This window comes from Streptomyces sp. NBC_00461 (genome assembly GCF_036013935.1).
In the GTDB taxonomy this organism is placed as follows: Bacteria; Actinomycetota; Actinomycetes; order Streptomycetales; family Streptomycetaceae; genus Streptomyces.
In genome coordinates this window covers 7820070-7834983 of record NZ_CP107902.1, presented here as the reverse complement: position 1 = coordinate 7834983, position 14914 = coordinate 7820070, and the positions used below count along the sequence as shown (strand labels likewise).

Annotated in this window: 16 protein-coding genes and 2 pseudogenes; 7 read left to right on the top strand and 11 right to left on the bottom strand. The window is 70.6% G+C overall.

The window, feature by feature from the left end; genetic code table 11:
* Nucleotides 1-15: 15 nt before the first annotated feature.
* The 3 genes from OG870_RS36310 (at nt 16) to OG870_RS36300 (ending at nt 1857) form a co-directional block, all read left to right on the top strand.
* Nucleotides 16-615, top strand: a complete 600-nt coding sequence (locus tag OG870_RS36310; protein ID WP_327691900.1) for a histidine phosphatase family protein — start codon at nt 16-18, stop codon at nt 613-615.
* A 101-nt stretch (nt 616-716) separates the two neighbouring features.
* Nucleotides 717-1349 (top strand): hypothetical protein, encoded by a 633-nt coding sequence (locus OG870_RS36305; RefSeq protein WP_327691899.1) that lies wholly within the window; start codon nt 717-719, stop codon nt 1347-1349.
* A gap of 85 nt (nt 1350-1434) precedes the next feature.
* Entirely contained in the window at nt 1435-1857 is a 423-nt protein-coding gene (locus tag OG870_RS36300; protein ID WP_327691898.1) for an acyl-CoA thioesterase, read from the top strand.
* Between the two features lie 56 nt (nt 1858-1913).
* Here OG870_RS36300 and OG870_RS36295 read toward each other — a convergent pair whose 3' ends face one another.
* A complete protein-coding gene (locus OG870_RS36295) occupies nt 1914-2768 on the bottom strand; it encodes an NAD(P)H-binding protein (protein ID WP_327691897.1) in 855 nt (284 codons plus the stop codon).
* A 95-nt stretch (nt 2769-2863) separates the two neighbouring features.
* Between OG870_RS36295 and OG870_RS36290 the strand changes: the two genes are divergently transcribed.
* Together OG870_RS36290 and OG870_RS36285 are read left to right on the top strand one after the other, a co-directional pair.
* A complete protein-coding gene (locus OG870_RS36290) occupies nt 2864-3661 on the top strand; it encodes an AraC family transcriptional regulator (RefSeq protein ID WP_327691896.1) in 798 nt (265 codons plus the stop codon).
* A gap of 44 nt (nt 3662-3705) precedes the next feature.
* Nucleotides 3706-4320, top strand: coding sequence for a 3'-5' exonuclease (locus tag OG870_RS36285; protein WP_266926928.1), 615 nt, complete (start codon nt 3706-3708; stop codon nt 4318-4320).
* Here OG870_RS36285 and OG870_RS36280 read toward each other — a convergent pair.
* The 8 genes from OG870_RS36280 to OG870_RS36245 all read right to left on the bottom strand — a co-directional run bounded on the left by OG870_RS36280 (nt 4274) and on the right by OG870_RS36245 (nt 10764).
* Nucleotides 4274-4894: a TMEM175 family protein gene (locus OG870_RS36280; protein ID WP_266591041.1), complete on the bottom strand. Its 621-nt coding sequence runs from the start codon at nt 4892-4894 to the stop codon at nt 4274-4276. The two genes, OG870_RS36285 and OG870_RS36280, sit on opposite strands and share 47 nt — an antisense overlap.
* Before the next feature lie 116 nt (nt 4895-5010).
* Nucleotides 5011-6333, bottom strand: coding sequence for a nucleobase:cation symporter-2 family protein (locus OG870_RS36275; RefSeq protein WP_405626948.1), 1323 nt, complete (start codon nt 6331-6333; stop codon nt 5011-5013).
* Nucleotides 6334-6634: 301 nt separating this feature from the next.
* Nucleotides 6635-8011 (bottom strand): 8-oxoguanine deaminase, encoded by a 1377-nt coding sequence (locus OG870_RS36270; protein ID WP_266523653.1) that lies wholly within the window; start codon nt 8009-8011, stop codon nt 6635-6637.
* Nucleotides 8012-8129: 118 nt separating this feature from the next.
* Complete coding sequence (gene pucL, locus OG870_RS36265; RefSeq protein WP_266523651.1) at nt 8130-9077, bottom strand: factor-independent urate hydroxylase; 948 nt, start codon at nt 9075-9077, stop codon at nt 8130-8132.
* 5 nt (nt 9078-9082) lie between these two features.
* Nucleotides 9083-9481 (bottom strand): hydroxyisourate hydrolase, encoded by a 399-nt coding sequence (gene uraH / locus OG870_RS36260; RefSeq protein WP_266591037.1) that lies wholly within the window; start codon nt 9479-9481, stop codon nt 9083-9085.
* Between the two features lie 2 nt (nt 9482-9483).
* Nucleotides 9484-9996: a 2-oxo-4-hydroxy-4-carboxy-5-ureidoimidazoline decarboxylase gene (gene uraD / locus OG870_RS36255; RefSeq protein WP_266523646.1), complete on the bottom strand. Its 513-nt coding sequence runs from the start codon at nt 9994-9996 to the stop codon at nt 9484-9486.
* A gap of 142 nt (nt 9997-10138) precedes the next feature.
* Nucleotides 10139-10507 (bottom strand): helix-turn-helix domain-containing protein, encoded by a 369-nt coding sequence (locus OG870_RS36250; protein ID WP_266523871.1) that lies wholly within the window; start codon nt 10505-10507, stop codon nt 10139-10141.
* Nucleotides 10504-10764 (bottom strand): thiamine-binding protein, encoded by a 261-nt coding sequence (locus OG870_RS36245; RefSeq protein WP_266591035.1) that lies wholly within the window; start codon nt 10762-10764, stop codon nt 10504-10506. The genes OG870_RS36250 and OG870_RS36245 overlap by 4 nt, the downstream gene beginning before the upstream one ends.
* 330 nt (nt 10765-11094) lie before the next feature.
* Here OG870_RS36245 and OG870_RS36240 point away from each other — a divergent pair.
* Nucleotides 11095-11364 (top strand): annotated as a pseudogene (locus OG870_RS36240) (transposase); the annotation flags it as partial.
* On the opposite strand, the pseudogene OG870_RS48285 reads toward OG870_RS36240, so the two are convergent.
* A pseudogene (locus OG870_RS48285) lies at nt 11359-11482 on the bottom strand (SAV_915 family protein); the annotation flags it as partial. The pseudogenes OG870_RS36240 and OG870_RS48285 sit on opposite strands and share 6 nt — an antisense overlap.
* A 302-nt stretch (nt 11483-11784) precedes the next feature.
* Between OG870_RS48285 and OG870_RS36235 the strand changes: the two are divergent.
* On the top strand, nt 11785-12351 hold the full coding sequence (locus OG870_RS36235) for a universal stress protein (RefSeq protein ID WP_327691894.1): 567 nt from the start codon (nt 11785-11787) through the stop codon (nt 12349-12351).
* Between the two features lie 19 nt (nt 12352-12370).
* On the opposite strand, the gene OG870_RS36230 is transcribed toward OG870_RS36235, so the two are convergent.
* Nucleotides 12371-14914 (bottom strand): sensor histidine kinase KdpD, encoded by a 2544-nt coding sequence (locus OG870_RS36230; RefSeq protein WP_327691893.1) that lies wholly within the window; start codon nt 14912-14914, stop codon nt 12371-12373.

The following is a 14914-nucleotide window of genomic DNA, read 5'->3' as shown; positions in this document are numbered from 1 at the left end:
CGTAGCCTCTGACGCATGAGTGACCTGTTTCTCGTCCGGCACGGTGAGACCGAGTGGTCGCGGTCCGGTCGGCACACCGGCTGGAGCGACATCCCGCTGACCGACCGCGGCCGCCAGGAGGCGCGGCAGCTGGTGCCGCTGATCCGCTCGCAGCGGATCGGGGCGGCGTTCGTCAGTCCGTTGCAGCGGGCCCGCGAGACGGCGGAGCTGATCGGGCTGCGCGAGGTGCGGCTCGACCCGGATCTGCGCGAGTGGGACTACGGCGGCTACGAGGGCATCACGACCCCGGAGATCCAGCGCACCCGCCCTGACTGGTTCCTGTTCCGGGACGGGGTCGAGCCCGGGCCGCCGGACCACCCCGGAGAGACGCCCGAGCAGGTCGGCGAACGTGCGGACCGCATGCTCGCCAAGGTCGACGGGGCGTTCGCCGACACCGAGGGCAGCGTGGTGCTCGTGGCGCACGGTCATGTCCTGCGGGTGCTGACGGCCCGGTGGCTGGGGCTGCCGCCGTCGGGCGGGGCGCTCTTCCAGCTGGAGACGGGGACAGTGTGCCGGCTGGGTACCGAGCACGGCCGACCGGTCATCGCGGGCTGGAACCTGCGGCCAGGCGCCTGAGACCGGGGCACCGCTTGGCAGGCACCGGCGGCGTTGTCAGACCCGCGTCGTAGCCTTTCCAGCAGGTGGGACCACGGGCACGAGGGCGGAAGGAGCATGCCGTGACACGACCGCCGACCGCCGCCCAACGGCGTGTGATTGATGCCGCCGATCCTGTCAGCGGACGGCTGAGGGGTACGCAGACGCAGCTGGCGGCGCTGGTGAAGTGGGGGTTCGCCTTCCGGCATCCGCGGCCGCCGCACGACCACTTCCTGACACCGGCCGGGCACCGGATACGGAAGGCAGCCGAGCCGGGGCCGCCACCCGAGCCCGCAGCGCCGACCGCCGGCGGCGGTGTGTTCGCCGCGCGCGTCGGTGGTGAACAGGAGCCGCCGGACACCGGTCCCGCCCGCACGCGCGAGGTCCGCAGCGCCTGGCAGGGGCTGCTGGAGCTGCGCCGTATGACCAATCCGGACGGCGCCACGGACCGGCCGTGCGGCTGGGAGCGCACGCATCTGGTGCAGGCCGCGGCGCTTGCCCTGGAGGCGGCCGGCCACCGTCCGGCCGGCCCGGATCCGGCGGGCTACCGGGTGCGCGGAACGCCGCAGCCAGAGGCGGTCGCCGTGCACGAGCCCGACCCCGAGGCGCTGCGGGCCTGCGCGGCCACGTTGCAGGACGCGGGATGGCAGGTCGGCGAGCACACCGAGCCGAGGACGAGAGCGCGCTTTCTGCTGGCATCCCCACGGCGGGCATGACAACCATGCCAAGATCGACGGACCAGGCATCGCATGTCAGTCCGAACGATCGAGCACGAGAAATCGAGTACGAGAAGGGGACGCAGTGAGCGAACCGTTTTCCGTTCCGGTGACCGTCCGCGGGTACGAGACGGACGTCCAGGGCCACCTCAACCAGAGCGTGTACCTCAACTACGCGGAGCACGCCCGCTGGTCGTTCCTGCGGGCCGCCGGGATCAGCCAGTCGGGACTCATCGGCAGGGGCATCGGCCCGGTGGCCCTGGAGACCACCATCCGTTACCGGCGCGAGCTGATCGCGGGCGACGAGGTCGAGGTGACGTGCGGTTTCATCTGGGGCCAGGGCAAGACGTTCCGCATGGAGCAGACGATCCGCAAGACGGACGGCACGGTGGCGGCCGAGATCACGGCAGTCGGCGGCCTGCTGGACCTCAAGGAGCGACGGCTGGTCCCCGAACCGCACAAGTACTTCGCGGAGTTGGCGACGGAGCCGCGCCTGTTCGGTTTCTGACCGCTCGCCCGTTCACGGCGCTGCGGGCTCCGCCGCCCCGGCGTCATGCCCCACCGTCACGCCCCGGCGAACGCACCCTTGTGGTCCTCGGCCCACTCCCGGTAGGTCCGCGGCGGCCGCCCCAGCACCGTCCGGGCGTCCTCGGTGACGACGTCGTTGCCGCCTTCGTGGATGAACCGGGCCGTGACCGTGAGGCCGTCCGCGTAGGTCTCGCTCAGGCCGGCGGCGAGCAGCTGGGCGCGGCGCTCCTGAGGCGACAGGTCCCGCAGTGGTACCGGTCGGCCGAGGATCTCGCCGAGGACGGCGGCCTGTTCGCGGGCGCTGAGGGTCTCGGGCCCGGTCAGGGTGTACGTGTGTCCCGCGTGCCGTGCGTCGAGCAGCGCGGCCACGGCCACCTCGGACACGTCCCGCGGGTCGACGACGCCTTGTCGCCCGTCACCCATCATGTTGGGCGCGGGGGTGTTCTCCCGGACGGCCTGCGCCCAGGTCAGCGTGTTGGAGGCGAAGGCGGAGGGACGCAGGACCGTCCACTCCAGGCCGCTCGTGCGGACCGCCTCCTCGCCGTGCAGGTGCCAGGTTCCGAAGACGCCGAGCCGGGGGTCGCCGGTGCCGATCGCGGACAGCTTCACGATGCGCCGTACGCCCGCCGCCCGCGCGGCCTCGACCAGGCCGCGATCGTGCTCGCCGTCGTCCGGCCCGAACACGCCCACGAGGAAAGCGGCGTCCGCACCGGCCATCGCCGCCTCGACCGACGCCCGGTCGCGGTGCTGGCCACGCACGCTCTCCACGCCCGACGGCACCCGGGCGCCCGCCGGGTCCCGGCTCAGGGCGCGGACCTTCTCGCCGCTGACCGCGAGCTGCCGTACGACGTCACTGCCTATGGTGCCCGTGGCACCCATCACGAGGATCATGTGCACCACGGTGGGCGACTTGGGCGCGGATCTCTTGGAAATTCCGGCACGGTCGGCATGCCCGCGGACCCTGGTGGAGTGCTTACGGTGGAGGGGTGACGAACGCCGTGTCCCGCGAGATCCTGCCGACGCCCGAGGTACTGCGCCCGTGGATCGCGGGGGTCGCCTCCGTGTCCGTCGGCGATGTGCCGACCGAGCCGTTCGTGCATCTTCCGGAGGCCGCCGCCAAGGTGGTCGTCCGCACGGGGGAGAACGGCAACCGCAGCACCCTGGTCATCGGACCGCGGGCCCGTGCCTCCTACCACCGCGGCAAACGCCGGGCCTCCTGCGTGGAGTTGCGGCTCGCGCCGGGCACCGTCCGGCCGCTGCTCGGCATCCCGGCCGTCGACCTCCTCGGCCGGGCGATGCGCCTGGCCGACCTGCCCGGCCCGGGCGCCCGTCGACTCGCCGACGAGCTGCGGCGGCTGGAGCCCGAGGAGGCCCTGGCCCATCTCGCGGACGTGCTGCCCGAGCGGCTCGCCGCCGCCACCGACCGTTCGCGCACCGAGTTGCTGCGTGCCGGCGTCGACGCGATGTCGGTGCGGAGGGGACACGTGCCCGGCGCGGTGGGCGCGGTCGCCCGCGAACTGGCCGTCAGCGAGCGGCAGTTGCGCAACCTGTTCGCCGAGGGGGTCGGCCTGTCCCCCAAGCACTACGCCCGCATCGACCGGGTGCGCTCGGTGCTCGACCACGCCGCCACGCAGTCCTGGGCCGAACTCGCCGCCACCACCGGCTACTACGACCAGTCGCACATGACGACCGACTTCCGCACCCTGATGGGCGTGCCGCCCCGCTCGTACTTCTCCGGCCGCCTCCCGCAGGCCACGCCCTGCCAGGCGATCCGCCGAAGCTGAAACCGGATGCGGTCGACCCGGCCGACCTGCGATGCTCCGTCCTCATGGCCGCACGACGCATCAGACCCAGCCGCTACGTCTCCGTCGACATCGAGGCGGACGGGCCCATCCCGGGGCCGTACTCGATGCTGAGCTTCGGCGCCGCGGTCGCCGGTACCCAGACCGTCGACGGATTCACCGCCGCCGACCCCGAGCGGCACACCTTCTACCGTGAACTCCGCCCGATCAGTGAGGAGTTCGTCCCCGAAGCGCTCGCCGTCAGCGGGCTCGACCGGGAGCGGCTGCGGACCGAGGGCGCGGAACCGGCCGTGGCGCTCGGCGAGTTCGCCGACTGGATCGGTGAGGTGTGCGCCGGGGCGCAGCCCGTGATGTGCGGCTACCCGGCCTCGTACGACTGGACGTTCCTGTACTGGTACCTGATCCGTTTCACCGGGGCGAGTCCGTTCGGGCACTCGGGCTGCCTGGACATGAAGACGCTCTACGCGACGAAGGCGGGACTGCCGCTCAGGGCGGTCGCCAAGGGCACGATGCCGCGCCAACTGCTGTCGCGGCGGCGGCACACGCACCACGCCCTGGACGACGCGGTCGAGCAGGCCGAGCTGCTCGCCAACCTCATGAACTGGCCGGGTCCTCACGGGTCGGCACCGGTACCTGGTTGAAGCCGTAGTACAGGGCGAGCAGGCCGTGGGCGGCCAGGGTGAGCGGGGCGGACACGAAGGCGAGGCCCACCGTGAGGGGGTAGGCCAGGGAGCCCAGGGCGAAGCGGGCGCGGGTGGCCCTCGCCGCCGGGACGTCGACGCGGGCGTCGAAGAGGTGGCCGGTGCGGGTCAGATGCCACCACAGGGCCTGGAAGGTGAGCGCCATCAGGACCATGACCAGGCTGTAGACGGCCGCCGCCACATGCGAGGCCGCGTCCTCGCGCAGATACTCCGCGAGCATCGCGGTCGGCCAGGGCACCGCGGCCACCACCATCAGGACCAGCAGGTTCAGGAACATCAGCGTGCGGTCGACACGGGCGACGTAGCTGAAGAGCTGGTGGTGGTTGATCCACATGATGCCGATGACCAGAAAGCTCACCACATAGGCGGCGTACGAGGGCCACTGCGCGCCGAGCGCGTGCCACAGGCCGCCGTGTTCGCCGACCTGCGGGACCTTGATCTCCAGGATGAGCAGGGTGATGGCGATGGCGAACACCCCGTCGCTGAAGGCCTCGACCCGCCCCGACTCGTTCATGACACTCTCCCCCGTGTTCCCCGTCGGCTCACAGTATCCGCCGACCCCCGCCCCCTCGCGGGAGACGACACCCCGGCCCACGGTGACGCGAGCCGGGGCGAGGTGTTCGGGGACGGTTACGGGATCGAGTGGGCGGGGACGGCCTCCATGGGGTGGGTGACGTCCTGTGCGTCCCTGCTCCTGCCGAGGTGGTGGAAGACCAGGTTCAGTACCACCGCCGCCACACAGCCCGTCGAGATACCCGAGTCCAGGACGATCCTCGCCGTCTGCGGGAAGGCGTGGTAGAAGTCCGGCGCGGCGATCGGGATGAGGCCGACGGCCAGCGAGACGGCGACGATCAGAACGTTGTCGTCCTTGTCCAGGCCGGCCTTGACGAGGGTCTGGATGCCGCTGGCCGCGACCGAGCCGAAGAGGACCACGCCCGCGCCGCCGAGCACCGGGCGCGGTACGACGGCGATGAGCGAGGCGGCCATCGGGCACAGGCCCATCAGGACGAGGAAGCCACCGCCGGTGGCGACGACGTACCGGCTGCGGATGCGGGTCATCGCGACGAGGCCGATGTTCTGGGCGAAGGCGCTGCACATGAAGCCGTTGAACAGGGGGCTGAGGGCGGAGCCGAGGGTGTCGGCGCGCAGGCCCGCGGCGATGGTCCTCTCGTCGGCGGGCCGTTCGACGATCTCGCCGAGCGCGAGCATGTCCGCGGTCGATTCGGTCATGGAGACGACCATCACCACGCACAGCGACAGGATCGCGGCGAGCTGGAACTGCGGTGCACCGAAGTGGAACGGCGTCGGGAAGCCGATCACGGCCGCGTCCGCCACCGGTGAGAAGTCCGTGGCGCCGAGGGGGATCGCGGCGAGTGTGCCGACGACCAGGCCGAGCAGGACGGCGATCTGTTTGACGAAGCCGCGGGTGAAGCGGCGCAGCAGCAGCACGAGCACCAGGGTCGCGGCCGCCAGGCCCAGGTTGGTCGCCGAACCGTAGTCGTGCGCCGTCGGGTCGGGTCCCTGCGCCCAGCCGAACGCGACCGGGAGCAGGGACACGCCTATGAGCGTGATGACGCTGCCGGTGACGACCGGCGGGAAGAAGCGGACCGCCTTGCTGAAGAACGGCGCGGCGATGAAGCCGAGCAGGCCCGCGACGATCACCGCGCCGAAGATGACGGGCAGCGCGTCGGACTTGTCCTTGGTGGAGGCGACGACCGCGGTCATGGGGGCCACGCCGGCGAAGGTGACGCCGTTGACGAAGGGCAGCCGGGCGCCGATCTTCCAGATGCCGAGGGTCTGCAGGAAGGTGGCGAGGCCCGCGGTGAAGAGGCAGGCGCCGGTGAGGAAGGTGAGGTCGGTGGCGGAGAGGCCGATGGCGGCCCCGACGATCAGCGGCGGGGCGACGACTCCCGCGTACATGGCGGCCACATGCTGCAGCCCGGTGGTCGCCATCTTGAGGGCGGGGAGTTTCTCGTCGACGGGATGGGTCTCGTCGAGCGGGTGGGTAACGGACACGGCGGCTCCTCCGGGCGGGTGACACGTCGGCTCTGACGTGGGTTTCATGGAGGTGGTGCGTGTGGTCGTGCGGGACCCGGACGGGCCGTTCCCGGGGAGGAGAACGGTGACCGTTCCGGGGTGCGCACGTCGGTGCGCGCCCCGGAGACGGCCGCCGTGGACCCTGCTCGGGTCCACGGCTACCGACCGGGAGCCGTCCCTCCCGGCCGGAGACCAAGTGCCGCTGTGGAGAAGGGCGTTACTGCGCGGCGAGCTGCGCCAGACGTCGGGCCTCATGCCGTGTGGAGCGGGCGACGGCGTCCTCGTCGACGTGCAGCAGGCGGCTCGTCTCGACGATCTGGCGGCCGTTGACGAAGGACGCGGTGACCGGGGCGGCCGCGCCGAAGACCAGCGCGGTGACCGGGTCGGCGATGGAGGCGTGGGCGAGGGTGTCCAGCTTCCACAGCACCAGGTCGGCCAGCTTGCCCGGCTCCAGGGAGCCGATCTCGGCGGAGCGGCCCAGGACCTGGGCACCGCCGTAGGTGCCGAGGCGCAGCGCCTGGCGGGCGTTCAGAGCAGCTTCCCGGTGCGCGCCGAGGCGGTTGATGAGCAGGGCGTTGCGCAGTTCGGTGTGCAGTTCGCCGGACTCGTTGGAGGCGGTGCCGTCGACACCGAGGCCGACCGGGACGCCGGCCGCCAGCATGTCGGGGACCCGTGCGATCCCCGCCGCCAGCCGGGCGTTGGAGGACGGGCAGTGGGCGACGCCCGTCCTCGTACGGGCGAAGGCGGCGATGTCGGAGTCGTTCATGTGGACGCAGTGCGCCATCCACACGTCCTCGCCGAGCCAGCCGGTGGACTCGAAGTAGTCGGTCGGGCCCATGCCGAACAGTTCCTTGCAGAACTGCTCCTCCTCGACGGTCTCCGAGCCGTGGGTGTGCAGGCGCACACCGAGGCGGCGGGCCAACTCGGCGCCTTCACGCATGAGTTCGGTGGAGACGGAGAACGGCGAGCAGGGTGCCACGGCCACCTGGGTCATCGCGTCGAAGGAGGCGTCGTGGTGCTCGTGGACGGTGGCCTCGGTCGCGGCGAGGGCGCCTTCGAGGGTCTCGACGGCGAAGTCCGGGGGCAGGCCGCCGTCCTTCTCGCTGCGGTCCATGGACCCGCGGGCGAGGGTGAAGCGGACGCCCATCTCGCGGGCGGCGCGGATGATCGCGCCGGACAGGTCACCGGAGTCCTTCGGGAAGACGTAGTGGTGGTCCATCGCGGTCGTGACACCACCGCGGGCCATCATGCCCAGCGAGCCCTGTGCCGCCGCGTGGACCATCGGCTCGTCGATGCGCGCCCAGGTCGGGTACAGCGCGACGAGCCAGTTGAAGAGGTTGTGGTCGGTGGCCAGGCCCCGGGTGATCCACTGGTAGAAGTGGTGGTGGGTGTTGACCAGGCCGGGGGTCACCAGATGGCCGGAGGCGTCGATGCGGCGTACGACGTTCTCCAGGCCCTCGGGGGCCGTGCCCGCGCCGAGCGACTCGATGCGGTTGCCGGCGATGACGACGTACCCGCTCGCGTACTCGGTGTCGTCGGCGTCGACCGTCGCGATCGAACAGTTCTCGATGACGATGCGCTGGGCTGCTGCCATGATGTCGTCCTTTTCGCTCAATGGACTTTGCGGGGAGGGCACGGCAGGACCCTGGAAGTTTTGAGTGCCGCGGCCGGGGAGGCGGGCTCCCCGGCCGAGGGTGCCGCGGAAGGGATGGTCAGAGGTTGGTGAGGTCCACCGGGATCTTCGGCTCGCAGCCGTCCCGCAGGACGGTCCCCTCGATCAGGCCGTAGGGGCGGTCGGCGGCGAAGTACACCTCATTGTCGTTCTTCAGACCGAAGGGCTGCAGGTCGACGAGGAAGTGGTGCTTGTTCGGCAGCGAGAAGCGGACCTCGTCGATCTCGCTGCGGTTGTTGATGATCCGCGAACCCATCTGGTACAGCGTCTGCTGCAGCGAGAGGGAGTACGTCTCGGCGAAGGCCTGGAGCATGTGCTTCCTGGTCTGCTCGTAGGACTTCTCCCAGTGGGGCATCTTCTGCTCGTCGTCGGTCCAGTTGAACCGCCAGCGGGCCGAGACCGACGTGGCCAGGATGCGGTCGTACGCCTCCTGCAGCGTCGTGTACTTGTCCTTGACGTAGCCCCAGAACTCGGAGTTGGTCGAGTTCATCAGCGTCAGGTCCTTGAGTCCGGAGACGACCTCCCACGACGAGCCGTCGTAGGTGATCTGCGTCAGCCGGGTCTCCTGGCCCTGCTTGACGAACGAGTGCTTGACCTCGTCCGCGCCGATGAACCGGGAGTTGGCGTCGGATGCCTCGATCCGCTCCCAGGTGTACTCCTCGATGCGGATCCGGGCCGTCCTGATCGGCTCCTGCGAGGTGACGAAGTGGCGGGCGAGGTGGATGCCGAACTGCTCGGCCGACTCGATGCCGTGCTCCTTGGCGAACGCGAACACCGTGTTCTTGGTGGTGTCGGTCGGCAGCACGTGGGCGTTGGAGCCGGAGTAGTGGACGTCGTCCATGTCGCCGGAGAGCGCGACCGAGACGTTGAGGTCCTTGATGTGGTGGGTGGCGCCGTCCCGCGTGATCTTCACGACGCGGTTCTCGGCCTTGCCGTACTGGTTCTGTCCCAGGATCACAGGGCGGGCCGGGCGGGGATTGTCTGCCATGTCTGCTAGCTCCCTCGGTAAACGGAGTAGCCGAACGGGTTGAGCAGCAGCGGTACGTGGTAGTGCTCGCCGGGCTTGACGGCGAAGGTGATCGCTACCTCTGGAAAAAACGCACCGCTGTCCCGGTTCGCGGGGGCGTCCTGCTGCGCATCGGCTTGCTTGTTCTCGAACTCAAGGAAATACGCCTCGACCTCGAAGTCGAGCCGTACGTGTGTGGTCCCCTCCGGCACGCCCGGAAGGTCCTTGCACCGACCGTCCGCGTCGGTCGCGGAGCCGCCGAGCGCCTGCCAGTCCGCGCCGTGCCCGCTGCGGGCGGCGAGCCGGACGGCGACGCTCTCGGCGGGGCGGCCGACGCTGGTGTCCAGGATGTGCGTGGACACGGAGGCGGTGGTGCTCGTACTCATGGTCAGGCTTCCTCTTCTACGAGTCGGGCCAGTCGGATGCGGTTGATCTTGCCCAGCTCGATGCGGACGATCTCCCGCTCCTGCTCCGGCGAGTTTCCGATCCGCTCCTTGACCGCGTCCCGCATCTGCTCACCGGTCCTGCCGGTGGCGCAGACGAGGAAGACATGGCCGAACCTGTCCTGGTACGCCAGGTTCAGTTCGAGCATCTCCGACCTGAGCTCCTCGGAGGCGCCGGCCATGCCGCGCTGCTCCCGCGCCGAGGTGGGATCCCCCGGCTTGGGGCGGCCGATCGGCGGGTGCCCGGCCATCGCCTCCGCCAGGTCCGCACCGGTCAGCTCGGCCGTGGCGGCGTCGCTGGCGGTGAAGAGGTCCTCGGCGGTGGCGTACGGACGGGCGGCGAGCAGCCGCTTCGCCCAGGTGGCGGAGGCACACGCCTCGTGGAGGGCGGCGAGGGCCGCATGCTCCTCCAGTGCGTTGAACCGGGTCAGGCCCGGGGGCGTGGAAGTCGAAGTCACGGAAGCCTCCGTGGCCGCGAAGGGCGGCCTTCGTGCTGAACGGGCTGCGGACAGCTAACGCCTTCCGGCAACGCGCCGTCAACACTTTGTTGAAAATTTGGGGTGCCAAACCCTGAAGGTCCCTGAAGGACCCTGAAGGCGCTCAGCCTTCCTTGTCGCGGTTGAGGTAGTTGTAGACCGTGAAACGGCTGACGCCGAGCGCGCCCGCGACGGTCTCCACGCCGTGCCGTACGGAGAAGGCGCCGCGCGCCTCGAGTATCCGTACGACCTCCTGCTTGGCCTTGCGGTCCAGCTCGGCCAGGGGCTTGCCCTTTTTGCGCTCCATCGCGGCCAGGATGTGATCCAGGGAGTCCGCGAGCTGGGGCAGGCGTACGGCGACCGCGTCGACGCCCTCCCAGGTGAGCACGACGTCGTCGGGTCCTGCCTCGTCGGGCGGGAGCATCTCGCCGCCCATGGCGTCGACCAGTGGCTTCACGGCCGTGATGAACGGCTCGTCCCCGGTGCCGGTCACTCGTCACCCTCCCCGTCGGCGTCGATGACGTTCACCTGCAGCGAGACCCGGGTGGCACCGGCCTCCAGCGTCTTGCGAAGCAGGGCGTCCACAGCGGTGAGTACGGCGTCGGAGCCGCCCTCCGCCGTGTTGCCGAACGGGCCGACGTCCACCGCGTCAAGCTCGGCCGCCTCGATGACCTGGCGGGCGACCACCGCGTGCGCGGGCGCCTCGTCCAGATCAAAGGGCTCGGTCGTGAACTCCACTCTCAATCGCACTGTGCCCCCATGGCATCGGCTCTGACCTGCGCGTTCTCTCAGTCCTCCGGCTGAGAGGGCACATCCGGGGCACATTCCCCAGCGAGGGCACCGAACGCCGTGTCCACCGCTGCCCTGGTTCGGTCCTCCGACTCAGGGAAGAGGTGACTGTAGACGTTCAGGGTCATCGCAGCGTTGGTGTGCCCCAGTCGCTCCGACACGACCTTAACCTCGCGCTTTCATGAGTGCGCTCGTCCATGCCTTGATCAAATAAACGGAGAGTGCTCCTGACCTGCAACGATGGGACTTGTCTAGGGTCCTGTTGGCTGCACGGAAAGAAGCACTCTCCAGGTGAGCAGGCTTATCGGGTTGTACCCGCGTGTCCGCGTCGAGGGCGGTGGCAGCGGGGCGGTCTCGCAGGCCGGGTCGGTGCTGCTGGTCGAGACGGTCCACAAGGTGGGCCTGGACGCTGCGATATCGGCGGCACTGGCGCCGTGGCGCAAGCCGCGGGCAGTGCACGACCCGGGCAAGGTCCTGCTGGATGTCGCGCTCGGAGTCGCTCCGGGCGGGGACTGCCTCTCCGATGTCGCCATGCTACGGGCCGAGCCCGGCGTGTTCGGCCTGTGCGGAAGAGCCGGGCCGCACACCGTGAGGGGCCCGGCCGGACCGGGACGAACAGCAGTCCGGCCGGGAATCGATCGGCGGGCTCGGGGTCTTCGCCGTACAGGAGTTCTTGCATGGGATACCTCCGGGAGGAGCTGAAATGCCCCGGACGCGGGGAGGCGGACCGGGGCTCGCCAACGACGCTATGCCCGCCCACCGCGACTCGCGGACCCCTCCTGACGGGATGCTGACGGTGATCGGGAGACGTTGACGAAATACTGACGTGCCTGGTGAGCGCCCCGGGCAGCGTCCGTCAGAGGCGCGCCAAGAAGTGACCTGCGGGCTTTTCGAATGCCCCGTCCAGGAGTGAGATGGAAGGCGTTGCGATGAGGATCGTCGGCGGGAACCGACCGCCGACGCGTGGAGAACGGTGAAGTGATGTCCGAGTCCGATGCGCCCTCAACCGCTCGTGTCGTGGTCGGAGTGAGCGGCTCCTTGGGCAGTCTTGCCGCCCTGTGCCGGGCCGCCGACGAGGCCCGGCGCAGGGGTGCCGAGCTGTGGCCGGTGCTGGCGTGGGAGCCGCCCGGTGGGGATCTCGCAGCACGTCGTTCGCCGGCTGCGTCCTACCTGGTCGAGGAGTGGGAGCGGCTGGCGCGGGAGAGGCTGGTCGCGGCGCTGCGTGACGTGTTCGGCAGCACGGGAACGGGACTTGCAAAGCGGGCCCTCATCGCGCGGGGTGCCCCGGGCCGGGCGCTGGTCGAGATCGCCGGCCGCGAGGACGACCTCCTCGTCGTCGGCGCCGGGTGCCGCGGCCGTCTGCAGCGCGCCCTGTGGCCGTCGGTCGGCCGCTACTGCCTCGCGCACGCCAGCTGTCCCGTCCTCGCGGTGCCACCGTCGCCGTTGGAGGCCGAGCTGGCTGCCGCGCACCGCCGGAACGCCTGGCGGCTGCGGCTGGACACCGGGCACGTGGAGAGCGAGTTCGAGACCGTGCCGCCCGATGCCTGAGGCCCTCGGGCCTCTCCCTTCAGGACGCGGCTGTGGCCGGAAGGTCCGCCTGCTCCGGCCGGCGCTGCGGTGCCGTCGGCACGCTGAGCACCATCGTGAGACCGCCGCCGGGCGTGTCCTCGGCGCTCATGGTGCCGCCCAAGGCTTCCGTGAAACCGCGGGCCACCGCCAGGCCGAGGCCGACCCCGGCGCCGCGCGGGGAGTCGCCGTAGCGCTGGAAGGGCTCGAAGATGCGGTCCTTGGCCTCGTCGGGGACGCCCGGCCCACGGTCCACCACACGCACCTCGACCCGGTCCGCGATGGCGCTCGCCGACACCAGGACCTTCTCCTCCGGCGGGCTGTACTTGACGGCGTTTTCGACGACGTTGGCGACGGCCCGCTCCAGCAGCCCCCGGTCCACGTGGACCATGGGCAGCGTCTCCGGGATGTCCAGCTCCACGCTGTCTTCCGGCACCCCGACCAGCGCCATCGGCACGACCTCGTCGAGGTCGGTTTCGCGGATGATGGGGGTGACCGTGCCGGTCTGCAGGCGGGACATGTCCAGCAGATTGCCGACCAGCTGATCGAGGCGGTCGGCGCCCTCCTCTATGGCCTCCAGCAGTTCGGCCCGGTCCTCCTCCGACCAGTCGACGTCGTCGGAGCGCAGAGAGGTGACGGCCGCCTTTATCCCGGCCAGCGGGGTACGGAGGTCATGGCTGACGGCGGCCAGCAGCGCGGTGCGGATGCGGTTGCCCTCGGCCAACTCCTTGGCCTGGTCGGCCTCTTGCTGCAGACGTCGGCGGTCCAGGACGACGGCGGCCTGGGCGGCGAATGCGGCGAGCACCCGGCGGTCCGAGGCCGGCAGTACGCGACCCGACAGGGCCAGGGACATGTGGTCGCCGACCGGCACGTCGACGTCCGCCTCCTCGGGGTCCTGGCAGGGCCGGGGGCCCACGCTGCCCGCGCAGGTCCACGGATCCAGCTCGCCGGACCGCTCCAGCAGCGCCACCGACTCCATGCCGAAGGTCTCCCGCACCCGCTCCAGCAACGCCTCCAGGCTGGTCTCGCCGCGCAGCACATTGCCCGCGAGGAAGGACAGGATCTCGGACTCCGCACGCAGTCTGGCCGCCTGGTGGGTCCGCCGGGCGGCCAGGTCCACCACGGACGCCACCGACACGGCGACCCCGACGAAGATCGCGATGGCGACGATGTTCTTCGGATCGGCGATGGTCAGGGTGTGGACGGGCGGAGTGAAGTACCAGTTGAGCAGCAGAGAGCCCACGACCGCCGAAGCCAGCGCGGGGAAGAGGCCGCCGAGCAGGGCCGCCGCGACCGTGAGGGTGAGGAACAGCAGCATGTCGTTGGCGAGGCCGACATCCGGGGTGGCGCCGGTCAGCAGGAGAGTGAGCAGGGCGGGGCCGAGCACGCCGACGAGCCAGCCCCAGATGAGCCGGACGCGGCCGAGCCGCGCGCCCCGGTTGACGGGCAGTCCGCGCCCCTTGCCCGCCTCGTCGTGGGTGATGAGGTGGACGTCGAGGTCGGGGCCGGACTCACGAGCTACCGTGGCGCCGACGCCGGGACCGAAGACGTACTGCCAGCTCTTGCGCCGGGAGACACCCATCACGATCTGGGTCGCGTTCACCCCGCGCGCGAAGTCCAGCAGCGCGGCCGAGACGTCGTCGCCGACCACGTGGTGGAACGTGCCGCCCAGATCCTCCACCAGGGTCCGCTGAACGGCCAGTTCCTTGGGCGAGGCGGAGGTGAGACCGTCGCTGCGGGAGATGTAGACGGCCAGGACCTCACCGCCGGCGCCCTTCTCGGCCAGGCGTGCGGCCCGGCGGATCAGTGTTCGGCCCTCCGGTCCGCCGGTCAGGCCCACCACGATCCGCTCCCGCGAACCCCAGATCGTCGACACCTGGTGCTCGCTGCGGTACTCGGTCAGATAGGCGTCGACCCGGTCGGCCACCCACAGCAGCGCCAGCTCCCGGAGCGCGGTCAGGTTGCCCGGCCGGAAGTAGTTGGAGAGCGCCGCGTCGACCTTGTCCGGCTTGTAGATGTTGCCGTGCGCCATACGGCGGCGCAGCGCCTGCGGCGACATGTCGACCAGCTCGATCTGGTCCGCCCGCCGCACCACCTCGTCCGGCACGGTCTCCCGCTGCCGGACGCCCGTGATCGACTCCACGACATCACCCAGCGACTCCAGGTGCTGGATGTTGACGGTGGAGACCACGTCGATCCCGGCCCCGAGCAGTTCCTCCACGTCCTGCCAGCGCTTGGCGTTGCGCGAGCCGGGGATGTTCGTGTGCGCGAGCTCGTCGACCAGCGCCACCTGCGGACGGCGCGCCAGGACCGCGTCGACGTCCATCTCGGTGAAGGTGCTGCCCCGGTAGTCGATCTCCTTGCGCTGCGTTTGTTCCAGGCCGTGCAACATCACCTCGGTGCGCGGCCGCTTGTGGTGTTCGACGAAGGCGACCACGCAGTCGGTGCCGCGTTCGATGCGGCGGTGCGCCTCGGAGAGCATCGCGTAGGTCTTGCCGACGCCGGGTGCCGCGCCGAGGTAGATCCGGAGCTTTCCGCGTGCCAT